The following is a 21,001-nucleotide window of genomic DNA, read 5'->3' on the forward strand; positions in this document are numbered from 1 at the left end:
AACTCGCGAACGGGAGGACACCCATGTCGACACCAGAGCAGCCGTCAGCCGGCTGGTACCCCGACCCGTCTACCCCCGGCATCCTGCGCTTCTGGGACGGCACCGCCTGGACAGCGCACACGTCAGCACCCAACGCAGCGTCCAACCCAGTGGCGCAGCCGCCAGCAGCTCCCGCCGCCGCACCCGAACCACGCAAGAGCCCCGGCGTCGACACGAACACCGTCTGGATCTGGCTCATCGTGCTGCTGCCGCTGGTCTCGACGCTGGCCGCTCTCCTCGTGCCGTGGCGCTCGATGTTCGCCATGCAGGGCTGGATGATGCAACCCTTCGCCGAGTCGGGTCCGCGTACCGACCTGCACACGTTCATGCAGCCGTTCGACATCTTCTTCTCGCCGTGGTGGTGGGGGATCATGCTCCTCGGCTGGGCGGTCTACGGCTTCAGCGTCTGGTTCGCGTACCTCGACCACCGCGAACTCCGTAACCGCGGCATCGACCGCCCGTTCCCCTGGCCATGGATGTTCCTCTCGCTCGTCTACCCCATCGGACGCATCGTCGTCACGATCCGCCGCACCGGCACCGGCTGGGGACCCCTGTGGGGCCTCATCGCCACCCAGGTCGTCGGCATCATCGTCGCGGTCGTCATCTCGGCCCAGATCACCCTCGCAACCTTCCAGTTCCTCAGCACGATCGCCCGCTACGGCGGCTACTCGGGCTGAGGCACCTCTCTCTCGCAAACCCACGGTGTCGCGCCGGTGAACGACCGGCGTGTGCAAGGCTGGGTGAGTGCGCTCCACGGGTGAGCCACGACCGTGGCATGAGAGTTACCGCACACGACTGCTGATCAGCGACGCCGTCGTTCTGGTGTGGGTCGTTTACGGTACCCAGATCGTGTGGTTCGGCACCGGCAACGCCCAGCTCTCACTCCTGCGAGACCTGCGCTTCACCGCCGTGTCGTACTGGTTGACCTCCGCGATCCTCGTCGCCCTGTGGCTGCTCGCCCTGAGCCTGGCCGACACCCGAACACCCGGCGTCGTCGGCACCGGCATGACCGAATACGTCCGCGTCATCGACTCCTCCCTCGTCCTGTTCGGGGTCATCGCGATCGTCGCATTCCTCTTCCGCGTCGACATCGCCCGCGGCTACCTGCTCATCAGCCTGCCCGCCGGCATCCTGCTGCTCCTGCTCGTCAGATGGCTGTGGCGACAGTGGCTCGTCGCCAAACGCCGCGTCGGCAAGTGCGCCTCCGGCGTGATCCTGATCGGCTCACCGGCATCCGTCGCCCAGGTGGGCTCCGAGCTGCAGCGCCGCCGCGACACCGGCTACCTCGTCGTCGGCGCCTGCCTCCCGCCCGGAGACCACGAAGCCGCCATCACCACGACGGATGCCGACATCCCCGTCCTCGGCACCTTCGACGACCTCACCCGCGTCCTCACCGACACCGGCGCCGACACGGTGCTGGTCACCAGCAGCGACGCCCTCCCGCCCGAGAAGGTCAAGCAGATCTCCTGGAGTCTCGAAGCGGGGCGCCAGCACCTCCTGCTCGCACCGGGCATCGCCGACGTCGCCGGCCCCCGCATCCACACTCGCCCCGTCTCGGGTCTGCCCCTCGTCCACGTCGAGACGCCGCGGTTCTCACCCGGGCAACGCTTCGGCAAGCGCATGACCGACCTCATCGTGTCGCTGATCAGCGTCGTCGTCATCAGCCCCCTGCTCGGCATCCTCGCCCTGGCCGTGAAGCTCTCCTCGCGGGGCCCCGTCTGCGTCCGCGAAACCCGCATCGGCTATCACGGCCACCCGTTCACGATGCTCGCGTTCCGCACGGCTCGCGAGGACGACGACGGCACCGTGCCGACAGCCCTCGGCAGGTGGATGCACCGCCACACCCTCGACGACCTTCCGCAACTGTTCAACGTCATCGGCGGAACCATGTCGCTCGTCGGCCCCCGTCCACCCCTGCCGGGCGAAGTCGAGACCTACACCGACGCCTCACTGCGTCGGTTCCTGGTCAAACCGGGTATCACGGGCTTGTCGCAGATCAGTGGCCGCGAGAACCTCGCGTGGGAGGACGCGGTGCGCCTCGACCTCTCCTACGTCGAGAACTGGAGCCTCGCCGGCGACGTCGCGATCGTCATCAAGTCGGCCAAGGCAGCGCTCCTCGGCCGCGCAGCCCGCTAGAGCGCCGCATATCCCTCAGTTCAGTAGCAGCGCGTACGTGATCCAGTACGCCGCGAGACCCAGTGCGACAAGACCGATGCCGGCCAGCACGATCCGCCCCACCGTCCACTTCTTCTCAGCTGGCTGATTCTGTGCAGGCTGCTCGCTCACGGTTCCTCCTCGACGGTCCACATGCCACGCGGGCGCGTGCGCCTGGCCGACGTTACCCACCGGACGTGGCACATTAATGCCATTGGCCACAACGCGCCTCGAGGAGGACCGATGACCGACAAACGAGCTCTCGTCGTGCTCGCCGCAGCCCTCCACGACCCGGGCGCCGACCCGACCACGCTCGCGACCAGGCTAAACCTCGACGAGGCCGACCTGCGTGAACAGCTCGCGCGCCTCGAGGGCCGCGGACTCCTCAGAGTCACCGGCGACACCATCGCTCACCGCCGACCCGACTTCACGGTAGCCACCGCCATCCAGCAGATCATCGACGACGGCGTGCGCGAACTCACGGATGCCGCAGCCGCCGCGCATACCCTGGCTGCCAGCATCCCGGAGCTCCTCCAGGCCTGGAATGCCGGCGAGACGGGTGACGGAACCGGAACCTCGACACCGCCCACCACGGTTCAGGGCACCTGGGCGCTGGCCGACATGTGGCGCGCCCAGTCCTCGCGCCGGGCGCCCCGATCAGCACAGCTGTGCATCCCCTCGACGCAGATCCTGCGCGACGCCGGCCTCGACTACGCCGAAACGCTCTGGGCCGCGCGCCCGATCGACGGCGAGAGCCGCATCCGCGTCATCCTCTCCGACGAAGACGCCCTCGACCCCATCAACCGGTGGCACCTCGACAACGAACTGGCAGCAGGCACCTGGATCCGAACCCACCCGTCGCCGCCCAGCTTCTTCTGGATCATCGACGATGACACCGTTACCCTTCCCTCTGCTTGGGGGGATCCCCATCCGACCCGCGTGCTCGCCACGAGCGCTCAAGAGGTCGTCTCGCTTTCATCCTGGGTCTTCGAGAAACTGTGGGGCGAGGCAACCGCTGTCGACCAAAGCGACGAGCCGTGGGCGCCGATGCTCGCCCTGATGAGCCGGGGCATGACCGTCGAGGCCGCCGCTCACACGCTGGGCCTGAGTCCTCGAACCGGCAGGCGCCGCGTGGACCAGGCGATGCGCCACTTCGGCGTGACCGGCCAGTTCGCGCTCGGCGCCGTCTGGGGCGCACAACAGGCGGGGCGCGGACGACCGCCCGGGTCGCCCTAGCCGAAGACGCAGCGGCACCACAAGCCCTGCGCCACCCCGCCTCCATTCGCTAGGGTCGGTCGGGACCGCCGACCTGGGAGGCCCTCCGTGACCGAAACACGACGTGACAGTTTCGCCGGCGCAATGCGGGAAGCGCAGCGACCGACCGGGCCGCTTGTCGGCTCGATCGTTGCCGTGGTCCTGTTCGCGTCGGTCATGGCCACCAGCATCCTGCTCGCCCTCATCCCAGGCATCACGGCCCTAGGCCTCACCAACATCAGCAGCCTGGCCTTTCTGTCGGTCTGGATCCTGCTGTGGGTCTGGCTGCGATTCAAGGAACGGCGGGCATTCGCGAGTATCGGCTTCCGTTCCCCCTCCCGCGCCCCGCTGCAGATCGCGCGAGGAGCCGCGATCGCACTCGGCGCGATGTCCCTCGCCGTTGCCGTGGCAGTCCTCACCGGCAACATGGAGTTCCTCCAGACTCCCGACGGCAGCTACGCCGCCTGGACCGCACTCGGATGGGTGATCTTCGCGTTAGTCGGGTTCTCGATCCAGAGCGGCGCCGAAGAGCTCATCTCTCGCGGGTACCTCATCCAGTCCTGGATGCCGCGCTTCGGCATCCTCGCCGCGATGATCGCCCAGACCGTCTTCTTCACGCTCGCGCACTCCCTCAACACGGGCATGAACATCCTGTCCGTCCTCTCGCTCGTGCTCGTCTCCCTGCTCCTCGGGTTCTGGGCGCTCAGCGAAGGCGGCCTCTGGGGGGTCATCGCGTTCCACGCCGTGTGGAACTGGGCACAGAACAGCCTCTTCGGCATCCCGGTGTCGGGCATCCCCGCAGAGAACTCGCTCTTGGCGGTCGTCGAGACGACGGATGCCAACCCCCTCGTCTCGGGCGGCCTGTTCGGCCTCGAGGCCAGCCTCACCACGGTCGTGATGCTCGCGATCATGGCCGCTGCCACCATCGCGTACTGGGCTCGCGGTCGTAACAGTCGCACCGCCTAACCCGGCGAAACGACGTCGTCCGACGTAGCTTTCACGTCCGGAATCGTCCGGAAACGACGCAAAAGCCGGGGATCTCTCGTGCGCTAGATGAGAGTTCGCACAGTTTGTCTTGCCGCACTACGCGGATCGCAGACAATAGTGGTCAACCCGAGAGCGTGCAACATGGCTCACCCTGACTCAGCACCAGGTTCGAACATGGACAGTAATTCACTCATCACCCTCATGATCGGCTTCGGCGTCGTTGCCGTGCTGGGACTCGTCGTGGGCTGGGCGATGTGGGAGAGCAACAAAGCCGAGGCGACCTCCGATCGTCATGAGCCCGCACAGCGCATGCCGCGGTACCCCGACATGAGCACCCCCGCGGTCACGACATCGACCATCCGCACCGTAACCGCGCCGCGAAACACTGTCGGCACGCCGATGTCGCATCCCTACACGGCACCCACCGCGGCGTACCAGCAGCAGCCGCAGGCACCTCAGTTCACTGCTCCCCCGGTCACCGCACCCCCTGTCACCGCGCCCCCTGCCACCGCGCCGCCTGCCACCGCGCCACAGGCACCGCGGGTCGACGAGGGCACCATCGAGTACGTCTTCGCCCCCAACCCGTCAGCGCAACCGGTCACCGTGGCAAGCGCCGCCTTCGGCCCCGCTCCGACCGCGCTCGCGCCCACGCCCGCTCCGGAGCAGCAACCTCCCTCCCCTCCCGTGGATGAGCCCATCCCGGCAGCATCCCTGAGCCCGGAGGCCGCACCGACCCCCGACCCGCCGCAACAGGCGGCGGGCGTCCCCCAGCAGCCCTACGTCGCGCCGCCGCGCGCGCCGCAGAAGTCGGTCTTCCGGCTCGGGCGCGTGCTCTGGGTCGACGACGACCCCGACAGCCACGTTCCGGATGTCGTCGCCCTGCACCGCATGGGCCTCACCGTCACCGTCGCGCGGCACTGCGAAGCTGCGCTGGCATACCTCGCAGCGGAGAAGTACCTCCTGGTCGTCACCGACTGCGGCCACGAGGGCGACGTGATGACCGCCGCGGACTTCATCCGCACGGTACGCCGCAACTATCCGGGGGTCCCGACGATTGCGTACGCCCCCGGCACCATCGTGACCGGACCCGGTGCGCCCGAGCTGCCTCACGACCAGGTGGTCACCACCCCGGGAGAGCTTCCGAGCGTGGTCGGTAGGCTGCTCGGCCGCTGACCCACCTGCCCGCGCGGCGGATTATGGCATCCGGGACGCGCAGTTGACAATCCCCCGGCACGAAGTCGCGAACCGTGCCATTCTCATCGTGGCAAGACCGCGCGCTGAGTGTTTCGGGTCACTCATCCGCCGCGAAGGTACGCGTCTCGCGTACAGCCCCCGGCTCGACAGCCCCCCAGATCGAGCCGGGGGCTTTGCCGTTAGCGGACCGCAGCAGTAACCGTCGTCAGGTGGTCAAGCACCTGGGTGCTGACCGACCCGAGCAGGAACCGGGCCAGCCCGGTACGCCCGTGCGTCCCGACGACGGCAAGACGGGCGGATGCCGCCACTTCCGTGATCACGGCAGCGGGGTCCCCCTCGTCGACGTGCACGACGATCTCGAGGTTCGGGTGGTCCTTTCGCACCTCATCGGCCATCGACTGCGCGAACGCCTCGGTTGTGCCCTGCAGATCAGTGAGGTACATGTCGGGGTACGGGGCGATATCGCCGGTGTAGACGACAGGCATCCACGTCGACACGACGGTCAGCGGCTCGGCGAATCGTGCGGCCTCGGCGGCGGCGAACGCCAGAGCCGCGTGCGAAACCTCCGAACCATCGACGCCGACAACCACGCCCGTGCGTCCGGTCGTGTCGATGTCGGGAACGACGACGACGGGGCAGTGCGCTCCTGCCACGATTCGCGTCCCGTGCGGCCCGCGGTGCTTGTCGGTGCCGCCGGTGTGATCACTGCCGATCACGAGAAGCCCGGCATCCGCTGACGCCTCGACGAGCTCCTTCGTCGGGTTTCCGTTCGTCACCCGAACCGCAACATCGATGCCGCGGGCAGACAGGCTCGCCGCCTCGTTACGAAGAAAGGCCTCTTCGTAGTCCACGGCGCGCTGCACGACCTCCTGTTCACCGACAGCACCCACGGCGCCGCCGATCACCGAGAACAGTTCCAGGCGAGCACCGGTGCTCACCGCGCGCGCGACCGCCCACTCGATGGCGCGCCGCGAGCCAGGCTTGCTGGTCGCACCCACAACGATCGTCGCGGAAGTTCCGGGGGAGGATGGCTCGCCGTTCGCAGCATTCTCGGTCATGCCCTCACCCTATTCATGCGAGTTGTCCCTCGTCCACGCGAGTTGTCCCTCATCCAGGCGAGTTGTCCTTCCCACGCCCGAGTTGTCCCCGCGCGCCGCACCGCCGACCGGGCATACTGACCTCATGCAGATCGACACCGGCTTCGTGACGCTCGTCCTCGGCTTCGTCGGGGTGATCGTCGTGATGGCCCTGGTGGGCGTCATCCTCTGGATCCGCCGCACCTCCACCGTCCGCGTCCCGACCCAGCGACTCTCGACAATCGAGATCACCCTCGCGCCCGAAGACCGCGAAGCAGTCGCGACGCAGCTGCGCGAAGCCCATGCAGCCCGCGGCCAGGGCCCCGGCGTCACACCGAAGCTCCCCGAGCGCGTGCACCCGGGACGCGTGCTGTGGGTCGACGACGACCCCGACACGAGCATGTCCGAGACCATCGCGCTGCAAAAGCTCGGCACCACCGTCACCAAGACGAATCACGCGGATGCCGCCCTGGCCTACCTGTCGGCTGACACCTACACCGCGCTGGTGTTCGGTGTCGTCCCCGACAGCGACCTTGCCGCGATCGAAGCGTTCGTCTCGCGAGCCCGCACGAGCCAGCCGGGCATCGTCACGCTGGGGTACGCCGCCCCGGGCGTCGTTCCGGATGCCGGGGACTTCACGCTCGTTCGCGATCCGAGCGAACTCGTGGCCGCCGTCATCGCGCCGCTCACCATCGCCTGATCCGTCGGCGCGGGCCAGCTCACGCCAGCAGCGTGGCGAGCGCGTCCCGGCGATGACCGATGGCGGCATCCATCGCGGCGAACTCGTCCTCGGCAAGGCCTACCCGCTTCGCGACATCCGGCCACGACTCCACGGCGACGAGCACCTGAGCCAGCGACCGTCGCCACGACGAGGTCTTGATTCCGAGCTCCCCGGCGAGCGCGACCAGGGCCGCCGGCGCGGCATCCGGATCGACCACCCCGACGATCGCGGTCGAACGCAGCCGCTCCTGCACCGGATCGGGCTCGACATCGAACACTGGACACAGCCGCCATGCCGCCTCGCGCCGCAGGAATCCCAGGTTGCGGAGGTGGTCGTCGGTGCAGTGCACGGCGACGGCGAACGCCACCCGCCGCCACAGGTCCCGCAGCTGGGCACGGATGACGTCGCGAGGCGCGTCCATGCCACGGATGACTCGCGCGACATCCAGGTAGTCCCGCCCATCGCCGGTCGCGGTCCGCGCCGACCAGTAGGGAATCCGCAGCTCGCCCGCCGTCGGATCCGGCGCCGCTGGGTCGACCTTGCCGACGCGATCGAATCGATCGACCAGCAACACCGCGTGCTCTCCGATCTCGATCGTGCGCACCCGGGACGTGGCAAGCCCTGCAGCATGAGCCAGGTGCAACGACACCGCTTCCCACCGGATCGCATCGTGTTCGTCATCCGGTGCCGGAAACTTCGCAAGCAGCGCCCGCCCCTTCCGTCGCACCAAGGCCTTGGGTCTGGCGCCTCCCAGCACCGCCGTGCCGGCATCCAGAAGCTCCGCGATCGCTTGCTCGCTCGAGGAGACACCTGCGCGCGTCCGATCCGCAGCCGACCGCAGGTCGCGCAGGTCGAGGACGACCGGAACCCGGGCGGCACGGTCGGCGACGTACGCTTCTTTCTCGCCCGTACCCGCATGCTCACGGAACCGGAACGCACCAGTGCGTGCCTCATCCGACACCCCCACGAGAGCATCGACCTCCGAGAGGAAGGTCTCCCCCTCGGCGCGCAACTGCCGGCGGATCAGCTTCTGTCCCCACGAATCGGCGCTGGAATCCACGAACGCTCCGGGCATCGACGCGAGCGCCCGAGTCCCTGACTCCAGCGGCAGTTCCGGCGACACCGCGTACGCGTCCGGTCGGGCGAGGTAGGAGGGATCGTAGGAGAAGGTCACGCCGACTGCCTTCTCGGCCAGGGTCACGACATCCATCCAGCCGACAGGCCCGGCTGCCGCGTCTGGGGTCGCCGCCGCGTCCACCCAGACACGCTGGGTCGTCGCGTTCGCCGTCACCATGGGGCCCCGATCCCTTCGTCAGTCAGCTCGTCGCCCAGCTCCCCACCCTAGGGGGCGCCTGGGACGGCGCGTCATGCGGTTGCCTCTCATCGTGTACTCGGGTACGGACGAATAGGCTTCCCTGAGGACAGGAGGGCACGCGACCCATGCATGACGAGCCGGCCACCCCCGCGGGCGCGGACCCCGACCCGACCCTCGGCGACGACAACACCGCCGCCAGCGACGATTCCGAGATCGCTGCGACCCGCCGTGCGGTGGATGCCGAGAAGTCGCGCCGCGCACGGTCTCGCAAACGTCACCGCCGCGAACGCACGGCCGGCATCGTGTTCGCCTCGGTCCTCGGCGCCATCCTGATCCTCGGCGTCGCGGGGGCGGCGTGGATCGGCGTCCGCGGCGCGCTCGCGTACGGCCATGTGGCTGACGCCCAGCGCGCAGCCTCGAGTCTTGGAGACTCCCTCACCGACCCTGCCGCGGCAGCCGAGATCGTACCGGCCCTGACCGCCGACACTTCGGCGGCCCGCTCGCTCACCTCCGACCCGGTGTGGGGCGCCGCCGAGCACCTGCCGTGGATCGGACCGCAACTGGCCGCCACGGCGACAGTCATCGCATCCGTCGACGATGTCGCCACCACCGCCCTCGAACCGCTCGCGCAAGCGGCGTCGAGCTTCTCGCTCGACACGCTGCGGCCCGCGGGCGGGGCGTTCGACGTCGCCGCCATCGCGAGCCTCTCGGACGTCGCGACCACGGCGACCGACAGCCTGCGGCAGGCGTCGGCATCGGTCAACGCGATCGATACGACGGAACTCCTGGCTCCCCTCGCAGCCCCCGTCACCGAGGTGCGCGACCTCTTGACGAGCGGTCTCACCGCGGCTGACGCGCTGCGCCGCACCTCCCAGCTCCTCCCCCTCGCTCTCGGCGCGGAGGGCCCCCGCAACTACCTCGTCATGTTCCAGAACAACGCGGAGTGGCGGTCGCTCGGCGGCATCGTCGGAGCAATGGCGATGATCCACACGGATGGCGGCCGCATGGACCTGACCGGACAGGGCTCCTCGTCCGACTTCACGCGATACGCCGACCCCGTGCTTCCCCTGTCGGACGAGATCCTCGGCATCTTCGTTGACAAGCCCGGCGTCTACATCCAGAACGTGACCCAGATCCCCGATTACACGATCGACGGCCCTTTGGCCCGCGAAATGTGGCTCCGAGAGACGGGCGTGGCTGTCGACGGCGTCTTCGCCCTGGACCCCGTCACCCTCTCGTACCTGCTTGAGGCCACCGGCCCCATCACGCTCCCGACCGGCGAACAGCTCACGAGCGAGAACGCCGTGCCGCTGCTACTCAACGAGGTGTACCAGCGGTACCCCGACCCCCGCGACCAGGACGCGTTCTTCGCCGCCACAGCCGCCGTCGTCTTCGAAACGATCGCCGACGGCGCAGCAGAGCCGGCGGGGCTCATCCAGGCGCTCGCCCGCGCCGGCAGCGAACGCCGACTGTTCATGTGGAGCGCCGACCCGGCCGAGCAGGCGATCCTCGACGGCGCAACCATCCAGGGCGGCCTGCCCGTCACCGACGACACCCGCACACAGTTCGGCGTGTACTTGAACGACGGCACGGGCTCCAAGATGGACTACTACACGCAAGGCTCCGCGTCAGTCGGCTGGTGCGCAGCGAGCACCGCCTTCACGCAGAACCTCCGTCCCGGTGAATACCTCCGCGAAAACCCCCTCGCCACGGTGTCGGTCACCCTCCACAGCACGGCTCCCGCGGATGCCGCGACCAGCCTCCCCAAGTACATCACCGGCGGCGGCAACTTCGGCGTACCTGCCGGGATCACGAGAACCATCGCCTACCTGTACCTCCCGACGGGGTCCGAGGTCGTCTCGAGCGTCGCCGGGGACGAGGGAGCAGCGACAGTGTTCGGAACCGGCACCCACGACGGTCGTGACGTGCTGATCTGGGAAACCAACCTCAACCCCGGCGAGGCGGCTACCGCGACCATCCAGGTCCGCACCCCGCCGACCCCGACACTCGAAGCCCTCATGACACCGACGATCGGTGGAACGGGCCTCGTGGCTGGGGGAGCATGCCCGCTCACGGGCTCGGCAGACGAGGGATAACCCTCCTGTAACACGCACGTCACTCGCGCTCTGCTCGATCTGGCTAGGATCGGGCACCATGAGCAGCCCCTACGAACCGCGAGGCCCCCGCAAGTCCCGCAACTGGCTCCTCTATATCGGTGTCGCGCTCCTGGCCTCGGGAGTCGGCGTCCTCGTCTACGCAGCCTTCATGCACTACGCGGCAGCGATCCGCTGAGCACGCGCCGGCGTGAGCCGCGCGCCACGTCACGCGCCTGTGTCAGGCGACGCCGCTCGCGGCATCCGTCGACGCTGCACCCGAACCCGGTGTCGGCTCGGCCGTCACGAGGATCGGCAGGTGGTCGCTGAGCCCCTGCGGCAGCGTCCGTACGGTATCGATCGTGAAACCGACGGATGTCGCGAAGTCGTAGTGTCCGCGAAAGAACCGATACCGCGTATACGTGCGGGAGTCGCTGAGATTCAGCTCGTACCCCTGGTCTCGAACGTGCTGCCCGAGGCGTTCCTTGAACACGGGGTAGTTGTAGTCGCCGACCATGAGCTTCGGAAGCCCCTCCCCCAACAGGTCGAGCTCGGTCAGAGCCGTGCGGATCTGATGCCGACGCAACGAGTTCAGGGCCGTCAGCGGCGCCGCATGGAAGGACGCGATGACGATGTCGTTGCCGGTGTCGATGTCGTGCAGACGAACCCCCAGCATCCGTTCCTCGGCGGGCTTGAGAACCCGATCGTGCAGCGACTTCTTCAGCGCGATCGCTCGCACATCGACGGCGCGATACGTGTTCTGGCGGTAGTAGACGGCAAGACCCAGGCGATTGCGCTGGGTCGAGTCGGCGAGCACGAGCCCACCGATGTCATCGGGGATGTCGGTCGTGTCGGCCTCCTGCAGGCACAGCAGATCGGCACCGTGGCGCTCGACGAGCTCTCGCAGCTCGGTTGCCGCACGGTGCTTGCGCAGGTTGTACGAGATGACCTTCATGCCACTCCCCACGATAGAGGGGCACGGATGCCGACCGCGTGCGCTCCGCTGGACATATCCCCAGCGTTTGCGATCTCTTCACCGCAGGAGGGGGTTCACGGGGATCCTCCGAAGCCCTCCGCTAGAGTTTGGTCGTGCCCTCCCGACGCGCCCACGTGGTGCAAGAACAGCCCGAGTCCGCCGCGGCGCGCCCGGAATCACAGCCGAAGATCCTGCCCGGGTGGGCTATCGCGACGATCGTGTCGGTCGGCGTCGTTCTCGTGGCAGCCATCGCCGCCACCGTCTGGATGTTCCTGAATCACTGGGTGCGTGATTTGACCGCTACCGCTCCGGCAGTCGGGACGACGATCATCGCCCCGGAGGAGTCGAAAGCCGCCCTCGCACTGCCGGGCCTCGCCGAGGGGACCGACGAGTTCGCCGCTACCGACTACCTGGCAGCCCAGCCCACCGCCTACTGGTTGACCCCCGAGATCGATCCGGTGAGTGAGATCGGCGCGCGGATGACGAATCTCCTGAGCGAGGCCCGCACGCAGGGCAAGGCGCTGGCGATCGTGGTCTACGGGCTTCCCGAGCGCGACTGCAGCGCCGGCCTCTCCGCGGGCGGACTGGACGATGCAGCCTACGCCGAGTGGACGCAGATCATCGGCGAGGCCCTGCACTCGGCCCCCGACATCCAGAAAACCGTCGTCCTCGAACCCGACAGCCTGGCCCTCGCCCCCGAGTGCGGAAACACCGCCGAGCGCACGGAGCAGCTGCGGAATGCGATCACCCGACTCGCCTCGACGAACACCTGGATCTATGTGGACGGCGGTCACTCGACCTGGCTGCCGGCCTCGCAGATGGCCGAGCTCATCAACGGCATCGGCATGAACGATGTCATCCGCGGCTTCGCGACGAACGTCTCGAACTACAACGACACGGCGATCGAGTTCGACTACGCCCACCAGCTCTCGGGCCTGACCGGCGGCCTTCACGCGATCGTTGACACGTCTCGCAACGGCGCCGGCTCCAACGGCGAGTGGTGCAACCCCCCGGGCAGGCTCATCGGCGCTCCCGGCGGCACCTACGGCGACGACGTCGTCGACACGAACCTCTGGATCAAGCCGCCAGGCGAAAGCGACGGCACCTGCAACGGCGGACCGGTAGCCGGCGCATGGTGGCCCCAGTCCGCGGTGGAGCTGACCCGCAACGTCACGCTCCCCTGAGGACGGCGCTCGGCACGCAGGCCACCGTGGCACGCCGAAGGATGACCGCGCCCCCGGTCTGCCCGCCTGTGTACGATCAAGAGGGTCGGCCGCGCATGCCTGGGATTACGCGGCTCGGATACTCGACCCAGCCCGACGCGAAAGAGACAATCGAGCATGAGCACTGACGCGGGGGTGAGCAAGACCGCCGTCATCGTCGAGGATGATCCGCAGATCCGGCATATCCTCGCCGAAACACTCGAGGCGGCCGGGTTCTCGACGGTCTCGGTGGGCAATGGCATCGACGGTGTCCGTGCCGTCCTCTCCTACCAGCCACTGATCACGACCCTCGATGTGAACATGCCCGGTATCGACGGGTTCGAGGCAGCCCGCCGCATCCGCGCCCAGAGCGACACCTACATCATCATGCTCACGGGCCTCGAAGACGAGGCTGACGTCGTCCTGGGTTTAGGAGCCGGCGCCGACGAGTACATCGTCAAGCCGTTCCGCCCGCGGGAACTGCGGGCACGGATCGAAGCGCTGTTGCGCCGCCCGCGCCAGACACCGACTGCAGCCCAGCCGCCCGCGCAGGCACCCTCGGGGCCCTCGTTCCCGGGCGCGCGACCCGCCATCGTTACCCAGCCCGCTGCGCCCAGCGCCGTGCCGCCGGCAGCGCAGCAACCGTTCGCCACTATCGATGCGACCGGAGCCGTCACGCCCGGCGACCCCGCCCAGGCCCCGGGCCAGCATCCGGCACAGGCTCCCTACCCGGCAGGGCAACAGCCGACCCAGGCCCCACCCCAGCCCGGCTACCCCGCTCAGCACCCCGGTTATCCGCAGCCCGGAGGCGCACAGCCGTACTATCCGCCGACGCCGCAGGCTCCGGTCGACCCGCCGGGAGCCGGCGGCAACCAGCAGCCTCCCGGATCTCAGTTGGTGGCACGCACACCACCGAACGCCCCGGTCCCAGGTCCCGGTGGTCACCACCTCGGACCCCACACTCTGGTCCACCGTGACCTCGTGCTTGACCCGGACTCGCGGATCGTGCTGGTCGGCAACCGCGAGGTCGAACTCACACGCACGGAGTTCGAGCTGCTGGCGACGCTCATGGAATCCAAGCGCCGGGTGCGAAGCAAGGCCGACCTGACGCTCGTGCTGCGCGGCGAGTCATACGTGACGTCGTACTTCGTCGGGGATGCCGACAAGCGCGCCATCGAAGCGCATATGACGAATCTGCGCCGAAAGCTCGGCGACGATCCGAACAACCCGCGCTACGTCGAGACCGTGCGCGGCGTCGGCTACCGCATGACAGCCGAGAACGTCGCGCCGCCGCCGGGCCAGTAACCCGGCCCGGGCTCGCGCGCGAGCCCGTCAGACCTTGTAGCCGTACTGGCGGCGGAACAGCTTGAACGCCATGAGCAGGGTCTGGATGACGGTGACTACACCGACGATCGGCCAGCCGACCCACAGGATCGACGACTGCACCACGGGGTCAAGCAGTGACCAGATGAAGGCCATCGCGATCGCCGTGATCACGAGCAGAATCATGGGCACCCAGTGCCCGAGCGACACACCGCCACCGCGCTCGGCCTTCGCCTGAGCAGCCCAGTTGTCGACCTTCTTGCGCGAGAGGAACGACGACCACGACCGCAGGAAGTGGCCGATCCGGATCCACATGAAGATCTCCGCCGGGAACACGAGTGCCGAGAACAGGATGTCTCGCTGGTTCACGTACTTCATCGTCAGGGCCACACGCAGGTTCAGCAGCGTCGCCACCAGCGGCGGAATGAGCCACCAGGGCGAGAAGACGAACGCGTTGATCGAGAGCGATGCTGCCAGGAGCGTCAAGAACGCGACACGCACGAACAGGTTCGTGAGCATGCCGAAGTTCTCGAACCACCGGAGGCGCAGGTTCGGGTGGAAGGGCTGCCCCTTGGTGTCGCCGCGCTGGCCGGGCCACATGAGCTCGATCGCGCCGTAGGTCCACTTCACCTGCTGCGCGTCGTACCCCTTGAGGGTCGTCATGCCGCCCACGCTCGCCCGTGCGTACGGGCTGATCTTGGTGAGGTAGCCGGCGCTCTTGATCTGCAGCGACAGCAGGGAGTCCTCCACCTCGCTGTCTTTCACCCATGGCGTGCTCTGGTGGTTGGCGCGCATCACATCGCGCAGTGCCGCCGTCGAGAAGATCGAGAACTGGCCGCCGAGCACTGCCATGTTGCGTCCGCGCAGCAGATTCTGCAGGTTGAACGCCGCGAACTGCGTGCGCTGACCGGCGATCAAGAACTTGCCGATCAGGCCTTTGATGGGGCGGTCATCGATCGTGTAGATCGCCGAGATCCCACCGATCCGCGAGTCACCGACGGCCTCGGTCTCGAGGTACTCCACCGCCCGTTCGTCAGCGATGGTGTCACCGTCGACACCGAGCAGGTAGTCGTAGCCCTCGACAAGGGCGTAGCCGTAGTTCAGCGCACCGACCTTCTTGTCGGGGTTCTTGCCGATGTCGTGGATGAACACCTCGGTGAACTGCTCGCCGAGGTCTGTCACCACCTGGTGCGGGCCGGCGTACTGCGAAGCGATAGCAACTGTGGCGTCAGTGGTGTTGTTGACGACGACGTGGATGACGTCGGGCACGCGCGTCTGGTGCAGCAGACCCTCGAGCACCCCCGCGATCGACTCTTCCTCGTTGTAGCAGGGGATGACGCATCCGATGGTGGACCGGTGCACCGAGATGCGCTCCAGCACCGACTCGAACTCGTCAGTGAACTCCGCGTGCGAGGTCTCGACCTGCGCGTTCGGGAACCGGGGGTCGCCGTACGAGGGCTGAGCGTATGGCTGCTGGCCGTATGCGGGATCGGCGTACTGCGGCCCCGGGTACTGCTGACCCGGATACTGCTGACCCGCGTAAGCCGTACCGGGATACTGCCCGATCGCGGGCTGATTCTGCTGCGGGTACGGAGGAACGTACGGGGCTTCCCAGTGGGACATCAGCACGCTCCTTCCCTCAATCCGCGCGCCAACCGAAGTGCTGTTACCACACTGCTACACTCGGCTCAAGCATCCGGTCTGTTGTCGAAGAGCATCACCTCAGGTTTTCCTCAAGAAAGCCTCCGGTGAATACCCGAGGCCCCGAGAAACAGAAGCGCAGAATGAGTGTACTGGAGTTGTCTGCCGTCCTGGCGATCGCTTTCGTGATCGCCGCACCGGCCCTCATCCAGTTGCCCGGCAAGCCTCTCCCCAATGGTGGGCGCGCTGCCCGTCGGTACTTTCTGCGCTTCGCTGCCGCCGCAGCCCTGAGCGGAGTCGTCGCCGGCATCACATCCGCACTGGTGCCGGATCAGCCGATGCCGATCATCATCGGGGCGGCGAACGCGGCGCTCGTCGGCGGACCCGCCTACTTCTGGGCGGGGATGCGACAACTGCGAGACACCTCGATCACCCCCGGCTGGGTGGTGTCGGTGGCGGTCGCGGCCACCTTCATCGCGAGCGCGACAGTGACCGCCGTCATCGGGGGCCCGACCGACGGCTTCGTGTTGCGGCTGATCCTGGTGGCCGTCGGATGCGGAGGGGTCGCGATCGAGGCTTTCCGCCCGCCGGCGCGCGACATCGCAGCCTTCCGACTGATCGGTGTCATCTTCGCCGTCTACGCCGTGTATTCGGCGATCCGCACGTTCATGTTCTTCGCCGTCGGCGAGGACTCCCCCGCGTTTCAAACGGTGTTCTCACCCCTGACGGCATCAGTTCTCAGCATCCTGCTCGTGGTAACCCTCTGCGTGGCGGTGTGGTGGAGCGACCGCGCGCTGGAGACTCGAGCACGGCAGATCGAGCACCTCATCAATGCGCTGCGCTCAGACATCGCCTCCCACGGCGCGGTGACCGTCTACGACGTCGAGGTCCCCGACCTCAGTCTCATCCGCGCCGCCTTCGGTGGCCCCGCAGCAACAGCCGTGGATCGCGCTGCGGCGATGTCTCTTCACGAGCTCCTTCCCGACGCCGCACATCGCGGCCGCGTCGGCCGCCATGTCGTCGCACTTCCCGGAGACCAGCGGATCGAGAACCTGGAGAGCGTCGTGAAGGCGGCAACCGCCCACGCCGTGCCGAACCTCGACTACCGCGAAGCGATCGAGATCCGCATAACGCGCTACACGCTGCATTCCGAGGCAGAACTCGCCGCGGTCTGGCCCGATGCCGCCCCGACCGCCACGAGTGATCTCAAGACCCGGCCGGCAGGCGGCGTCGTCAGCTGACTCGGTCCGGCTCCCGCTCAGCCCTGCGGCGCGGTGGTCGGCTCGTTGGACACGATGTTCAGCGTGCCCTGATCGTTGTAGATCGCGATCGGCAGGTACTGATAAATCGTCTGTTGCGCGAACGAGGCGTCGTCGTTGGCGGTGCCCTCGACGTAGATGCCGAACGAGAACTGCAGCGTGATGCCGTACGTATCGGCCGGAAGCATGAAGATCGTCGTCTCGGGTACGAGCAGACCACCCTGATAGCTGTTGAGCAGCAGGCCGCGGTCAGAGCGCAGCGTGTCCGGCGGCACCAGCGTGCGCGGGTCGGCGGCGAACTGGAACGGCTGCTGCACCATCCCCGAGGTCTGCGCGGTCTGCGACGTGATCGAAATCGACGAAATGTAGACGCGGCGCTTCTGTGTCAACACCGCCTTGTCATCGACGCGACGGTCATACGCGTTGATCGCGAACCCGAACACCTTCTCATTGTTCGGCGTCCACTCGCGCGTGCGCTTCGGGTCGGCAGCCCACACATCGAGAACGACTTCCAGATCGGACGCGACATCCGTCGTGAGCGAGACAGACCCGTCGTACGAGAACAGCGAGTCGAAGTCCATCGTCGCCATTGTCGAGACCGGCTGCGGCACCGGCGTCGCCGTCGATGCTGTGCCCGGCGCTTCGCCCTGGATCGAATTGAAGGCCTCGGCGATCTGCTGGCATCCGGTCAAGGACGAGGCGCCCAAAGCCAGTGCGGCGGCACCGAGCACGACGCGGCGCACGACGCGCGACGATTGCGGGGCGGTGGCCATGGTTTCTCCTTGAGCGGGCCGACGTGCAGGGCAGCGAGGGCTGATTTTCCGCGGTTTTCTCGGGCTCATGGCGGGTTCCACAAGCCGGATGCGCTGGAAGTATACGATACGAACAAAGGCCTGAACTCAACGCTGTCTAAGGGGGAGCACAAGGTGAGCGCAAGAGACGCGCAATTCCGCGACGTCGACGGCGCGACAGTGCGAGTGAGGTCTATTTGGCTCACGCAGCTCTCCCTGGGCGTCTCGATCATCATCATCTCGGTCGTGTCGCTCGGTTACGAGCCGGAGCTGTTCACGTCGTGGCTCATGCTCACCGGTGTGGCGATCGTCATCCTGGCCACCGCCGTGACTCTCGTAACCCCCTGGGCGCGGATGCCCCGGTGGCTGCCGCTGGTCATCCCCTTCGCCGACATCGTCGCCGTCGGTTTCATGGCGGCATCCTCGATCCTGCCGCTCGGCTTCTTCTGGGTCTTCCCCATCATGTGGATCGGCCTGCACTTCTCGCGCTGGGCACTCGGTGCTGCTGTCGCAACCATCGCCGGTTCTCTTCTGATTGAGGCGGCGACCTCGGCCGAGCCCCCCGGCGCCGTGGAATTGTTCACTGTGCTCCTGGGCGTGACGTTCCTGGGGGTTACCGCGAGCATCACGATGCGCCAGACGCGCGCGTTCAAGCGCTTGCTCCTCGGCCAGACGCGGCGTCTCGAGACGACGCTCGACCGGGTCTCGAACGCCGAGCGCAGCACGATCGAGCTGATCAACGGCGTGGATGTCGGCATCCTCCGCTTCGCCCGTGACGGGTCTCTGCTCGCTGCCAACACCACCTACGACCGCCTCTACGGCACGAACCTCAACGACCCGAGTTCTCCCCCCACATCGGTCGAGTACGCGTCCCTGCAGGGGACGGCGATTCCGGCATCCGAGCGAACCTTCGCGCGTGCGCAGCGCGGCGAGATCTTCGAGGATGCCCGTGTCTGGCTCTTCGACGCCGAGGGCACCTGGCATGCCCTCTCCGTGACCACCATGCCGCTGACCTCGTCAGCCGACGACTCCGCGTCGACGATGCTCGTGGCCCACGACATCACCGCCGTCACCGAGGCCGAGCGCGAACGCGAACGTATCGCCGCGGTGGCCTCCCACGAGCTGCGGCACCCGCTCACCGTCATCATCGGCCACGCCGACCTCGCACTCGAAGAAGAGGACGAGCTGACTCCGAAGATTCGGGAGCACCTCGAGACCATCCTCTCGGCCAGCGAACGGATGCTGGGTATCGCCTCGACGATGCTGCAACGCTCACGCAGCGGGTTCACCCCCACCCAAGACCGCCGCTCCTTCGACCTCGTCCCGATGCTCGCCGCCGTCAGCGAAGCTTTCGCTGCGTCGGCGCGCGAACAGCGCGTGACGCTCGAAACCGATCTTCCCGCGCACCTGCGGATGGATGGCGACGTGTTCCGCCTCCGGCAGGTCCTCGACAACATCGTCAGCAACGCCGTCAAGTACACGCCGGCAGGCGGATCCGTGCGGGTCTCGGCGTCCCTGGATGGCGACACCGCCGTGATCGTGGTCACCGACACCGGTATCGGCATCGCGTCCGAGGACCTGGAGCACGTGTTCGACCCGCTGTTTCGCAGCACCCGCGCCCAGGAACAGGCACCCGGCACCGGTCTCGGGCTCGGTATCGCGCGCGAGATCGTGACCGCCCACGGCGGCACCCTCACGGTGACCAGCGAACTCGGTCACGGCACGACAGTGACTCTCCGCCTTCCCCGTTCCGTCACTCCGGAGTCGTGATGATCTTTTCCGCACCTGGTGAGTTGCCCTGGCCCGACCTCGACGGCGCGAACATCGGCATCGCCCACGCGACCATCGCGACCCTCGGCACGATCCTGTTCGTGGGGCTGGCCTTTCTCGCAAGGCCCCGCCGGTCCACCCTCCTGTGGTCGCTGACGTTCATGGGAATCATGGTGGCCTGCTACGGCTACCTCGCCGCGACCGCGGCCGAATCCGAGGAGTTGCGACGAGGGTCGATGGGTCTGTTGTTGGGTGCCCCGGCGCTGCTGTGGTCGGGACTGCGCGCCCACCGCAAAGTGCGCACCTACGCGTGGATCAGCGCTCTCGTCGCCGCCGCGTCGATCCTCGCGCTCCTCGCGCCGGGTGAGTCGGCCTGGTTCGGACTGGCCTACCGTGTCATGTTCTTCGTGTCCGGCATCTTCGGGGTGCTGTTCCTCCTCGAGTGGCGGCGCATCCCGGAACGGTCCGAGCGTCTGCTGTGGCCCATCGTCGTCGCCTCGGCGGGCTACGCGCTCGCTGGCGTCACGGTGCTCATCGGTGCCCTCTTCACCCCGCTTTCGACGGCTGAAGCTTTCGCCTCGACACGCATCTTCAACTCCATCGGGATGCTCGTCTACATGGTGTGCGCCCTCGTGTCGCTGGTGCCGTTGGTCACCCCGGGGTCGCGAGCGATCGAGTCGAGCGCGCCACAGGGCGACTGGGGTCGGTTCGTCGGGACGGCCCGCGAGCGTCTCGAACGTGCGGCAGCGCGGGATGCCGACACGTGGTCGCTCCTGCGCATCGAACTCGACGACGCCGAAGACCTGCAAGAGGCGGGAGGCCCGGCGATCTTCGGTCGGCTCCTTCGCGACATCCAGGCGCGCGTCACTGCCGTCTTCCCGACGGATGCCGACATCGCGATCGCCCCCGACAGCGCAGTCATCGTGCTGATCTCGCGTCCCGAGGCAGTCATCCGGGACCTCGTACGGGATGTGCTGAGGCGAATCGCCGTGCGTGACCCCGCGGCCCCCATCACCGTGACCACCTCAGCCAGCATCGGCTGGGCAAGCGTCGCGACGGCAGGATTCGACCTGGACGCTCTGCTTGCCACCACGGCCGAGGCCGCGGCTACGGCCCGGGCGCAGGGTGGCGACCGCTGGGAGCGCGTCACCGCCTGACCAGAAACGCTACTGCCCTACCCGACACCCATCCCGCCGAACCCACACC

19 protein-coding genes are annotated in these 21,001 nt (G+C 67.7%); 13 read left to right on the forward strand and 6 right to left on the reverse strand.

The window, feature by feature from the left end; all coding sequences use genetic code 11:
• Positions 1-23 precede the first annotated feature (23 nt).
• Together B4F19_RS08990 and B4F19_RS08995 are read left to right on the forward strand one after the other, a co-directional pair.
• Positions 24-716 (forward strand): DUF2510 domain-containing protein, encoded by a 693-nt coding sequence (locus B4F19_RS08990; protein WP_292734310.1) that lies wholly within the window; start codon positions 24-26, stop codon positions 714-716.
• A 67-nt stretch (positions 717-783) separates the two neighbouring features.
• A complete protein-coding gene (locus B4F19_RS08995; protein ID WP_292734313.1) occupies positions 784-2,175 on the forward strand; it encodes a sugar transferase in 1,392 nt (463 codons plus the stop codon).
• Between the two features lie 15 nt (positions 2,176-2,190).
• On the opposite strand, the gene B4F19_RS09000 is transcribed toward B4F19_RS08995, so the two are convergent.
• On the reverse strand, positions 2,191-2,325 hold the full coding sequence (locus B4F19_RS09000) for a hypothetical protein (protein ID WP_267189479.1): 135 nt from the start codon (positions 2,323-2,325) through the stop codon (positions 2,191-2,193).
• Between the two features lie 111 nt (positions 2,326-2,436).
• On the opposite strand from B4F19_RS09000, the gene B4F19_RS09005 reads away from it, so the two are divergent.
• From B4F19_RS09005 to B4F19_RS09015, 3 genes are all read left to right on the forward strand, one after another.
• Positions 2,437-3,429, forward strand: coding sequence for a hypothetical protein (locus B4F19_RS09005; protein ID WP_292734316.1), 993 nt, complete (start codon positions 2,437-2,439; stop codon positions 3,427-3,429).
• Between the two features lie 87 nt (positions 3,430-3,516).
• Positions 3,517-4,413 (forward strand): CPBP family intramembrane glutamic endopeptidase, encoded by an 897-nt coding sequence (locus B4F19_RS09010; protein WP_292734318.1) that lies wholly within the window; start codon positions 3,517-3,519, stop codon positions 4,411-4,413.
• A gap of 195 nt (positions 4,414-4,608) precedes the next feature.
• Positions 4,609-5,607 (forward strand): hypothetical protein, encoded by a 999-nt coding sequence (locus tag B4F19_RS09015; RefSeq protein ID WP_292734321.1) that lies wholly within the window; start codon positions 4,609-4,611, stop codon positions 5,605-5,607.
• A 200-nt stretch (positions 5,608-5,807) separates the two neighbouring features.
• Here the strand turns inward: B4F19_RS09015 and B4F19_RS09020 are convergent, their stop codons facing one another.
• Complete coding sequence (locus B4F19_RS09020) at positions 5,808-6,686, reverse strand: universal stress protein (RefSeq protein WP_292734324.1); 879 nt, start codon at positions 6,684-6,686, stop codon at positions 5,808-5,810.
• Positions 6,687-6,810: 124 nt separating this feature from the next.
• Here B4F19_RS09020 and B4F19_RS09025 point away from each other — a divergent pair, with 124 nt between their 5' ends.
• Positions 6,811-7,404 (forward strand): hypothetical protein, encoded by a 594-nt coding sequence (locus B4F19_RS09025; protein WP_292734326.1) that lies wholly within the window; start codon positions 6,811-6,813, stop codon positions 7,402-7,404.
• A 19-nt stretch (positions 7,405-7,423) separates the two neighbouring features.
• Here B4F19_RS09025 and B4F19_RS09030 read toward each other — a convergent pair whose 3' ends face one another.
• A complete protein-coding gene (locus tag B4F19_RS09030) occupies positions 7,424-8,719 on the reverse strand; it encodes a type II toxin-antitoxin system HipA family toxin (RefSeq protein WP_292734329.1) in 1,296 nt (431 codons plus the stop codon).
• A 146-nt stretch (positions 8,720-8,865) separates the two neighbouring features.
• Between B4F19_RS09030 and B4F19_RS09035 the strand changes: the two genes are divergently transcribed.
• Both B4F19_RS09035 and B4F19_RS09040 read left to right on the forward strand, forming a co-directional pair.
• Positions 8,866-10,836, forward strand: coding sequence for a DUF4012 domain-containing protein (locus tag B4F19_RS09035; protein WP_292734332.1), 1,971 nt, complete (start codon positions 8,866-8,868; stop codon positions 10,834-10,836).
• Between the two features lie 58 nt (positions 10,837-10,894).
• Complete coding sequence (locus B4F19_RS09040) at positions 10,895-11,032, forward strand: hypothetical protein (RefSeq protein WP_228177289.1); 138 nt, start codon at positions 10,895-10,897, stop codon at positions 11,030-11,032.
• Between the two features lie 42 nt (positions 11,033-11,074).
• On the opposite strand, the gene B4F19_RS09045 is transcribed toward B4F19_RS09040, so the two are convergent.
• A complete protein-coding gene (locus B4F19_RS09045; RefSeq protein WP_228177290.1) occupies positions 11,075-11,788 on the reverse strand; it encodes an endonuclease/exonuclease/phosphatase family protein in 714 nt (237 codons plus the stop codon).
• A 134-nt stretch (positions 11,789-11,922) separates the two neighbouring features.
• On the opposite strand from B4F19_RS09045, the gene B4F19_RS09050 reads away from it, so the two are divergent.
• Both B4F19_RS09050 and B4F19_RS09055 read left to right on the forward strand, forming a co-directional pair.
• Positions 11,923-12,993: a glycoside hydrolase family 6 protein gene (locus B4F19_RS09050; RefSeq protein ID WP_228177291.1), complete on the forward strand. Its 1,071-nt coding sequence runs from the start codon at positions 11,923-11,925 to the stop codon at positions 12,991-12,993.
• A gap of 156 nt (positions 12,994-13,149) precedes the next feature.
• Positions 13,150-14,316 carry a response regulator transcription factor gene (locus tag B4F19_RS09055; protein ID WP_292734335.1) on the forward strand — a complete coding sequence of 389 codons (1,167 nt, stop codon included), beginning with the start codon at positions 13,150-13,152 and terminating at the stop codon, positions 14,314-14,316.
• 27 nt (positions 14,317-14,343) lie between these two features.
• On the opposite strand, the gene B4F19_RS09060 is transcribed toward B4F19_RS09055, so the two are convergent.
• Positions 14,344-15,957, reverse strand: a complete 1,614-nt coding sequence (locus B4F19_RS09060; RefSeq protein ID WP_292734338.1) for a glycosyltransferase — start codon at positions 15,955-15,957, stop codon at positions 14,344-14,346.
• 161 nt (positions 15,958-16,118) lie between these two features.
• On the opposite strand from B4F19_RS09060, the gene B4F19_RS09065 reads away from it, so the two are divergent.
• On the forward strand, positions 16,119-17,216 hold the full coding sequence (locus B4F19_RS09065) for a hypothetical protein (RefSeq protein WP_228177294.1): 1,098 nt from the start codon (positions 16,119-16,121) through the stop codon (positions 17,214-17,216).
• 17 nt (positions 17,217-17,233) lie between these two features.
• Here the strand turns inward: B4F19_RS09065 and B4F19_RS09070 are convergent, their stop codons facing one another.
• Positions 17,234-18,007, reverse strand: coding sequence for a fructose 1,6-bisphosphatase (locus B4F19_RS09070; protein WP_228177295.1), 774 nt, complete (start codon positions 18,005-18,007; stop codon positions 17,234-17,236).
• Positions 18,008-18,160: 153 nt separating this feature from the next.
• On the opposite strand from B4F19_RS09070, the gene B4F19_RS09075 reads away from it, so the two are divergent.
• On the forward strand, positions 18,161-19,795 hold the full coding sequence (locus B4F19_RS09075) for a sensor histidine kinase (RefSeq protein ID WP_292726321.1): 1,635 nt from the start codon (positions 18,161-18,163) through the stop codon (positions 19,793-19,795).
• Positions 19,795-20,952, forward strand: a complete 1,158-nt coding sequence (locus tag B4F19_RS09080) for a hypothetical protein (protein ID WP_292734340.1) — start codon at positions 19,795-19,797, stop codon at positions 20,950-20,952. The genes B4F19_RS09075 and B4F19_RS09080 overlap by 1 nt, the downstream gene beginning before the upstream one ends.
• Positions 20,953-21,001: the final 49 nt, after the last annotated feature.

Source organism: Microbacterium sp. UBA1097, from assembly GCF_002313585.1.
GTDB lineage: Bacteria > Actinomycetota > Actinomycetes > Actinomycetales > Microbacteriaceae > Microbacterium.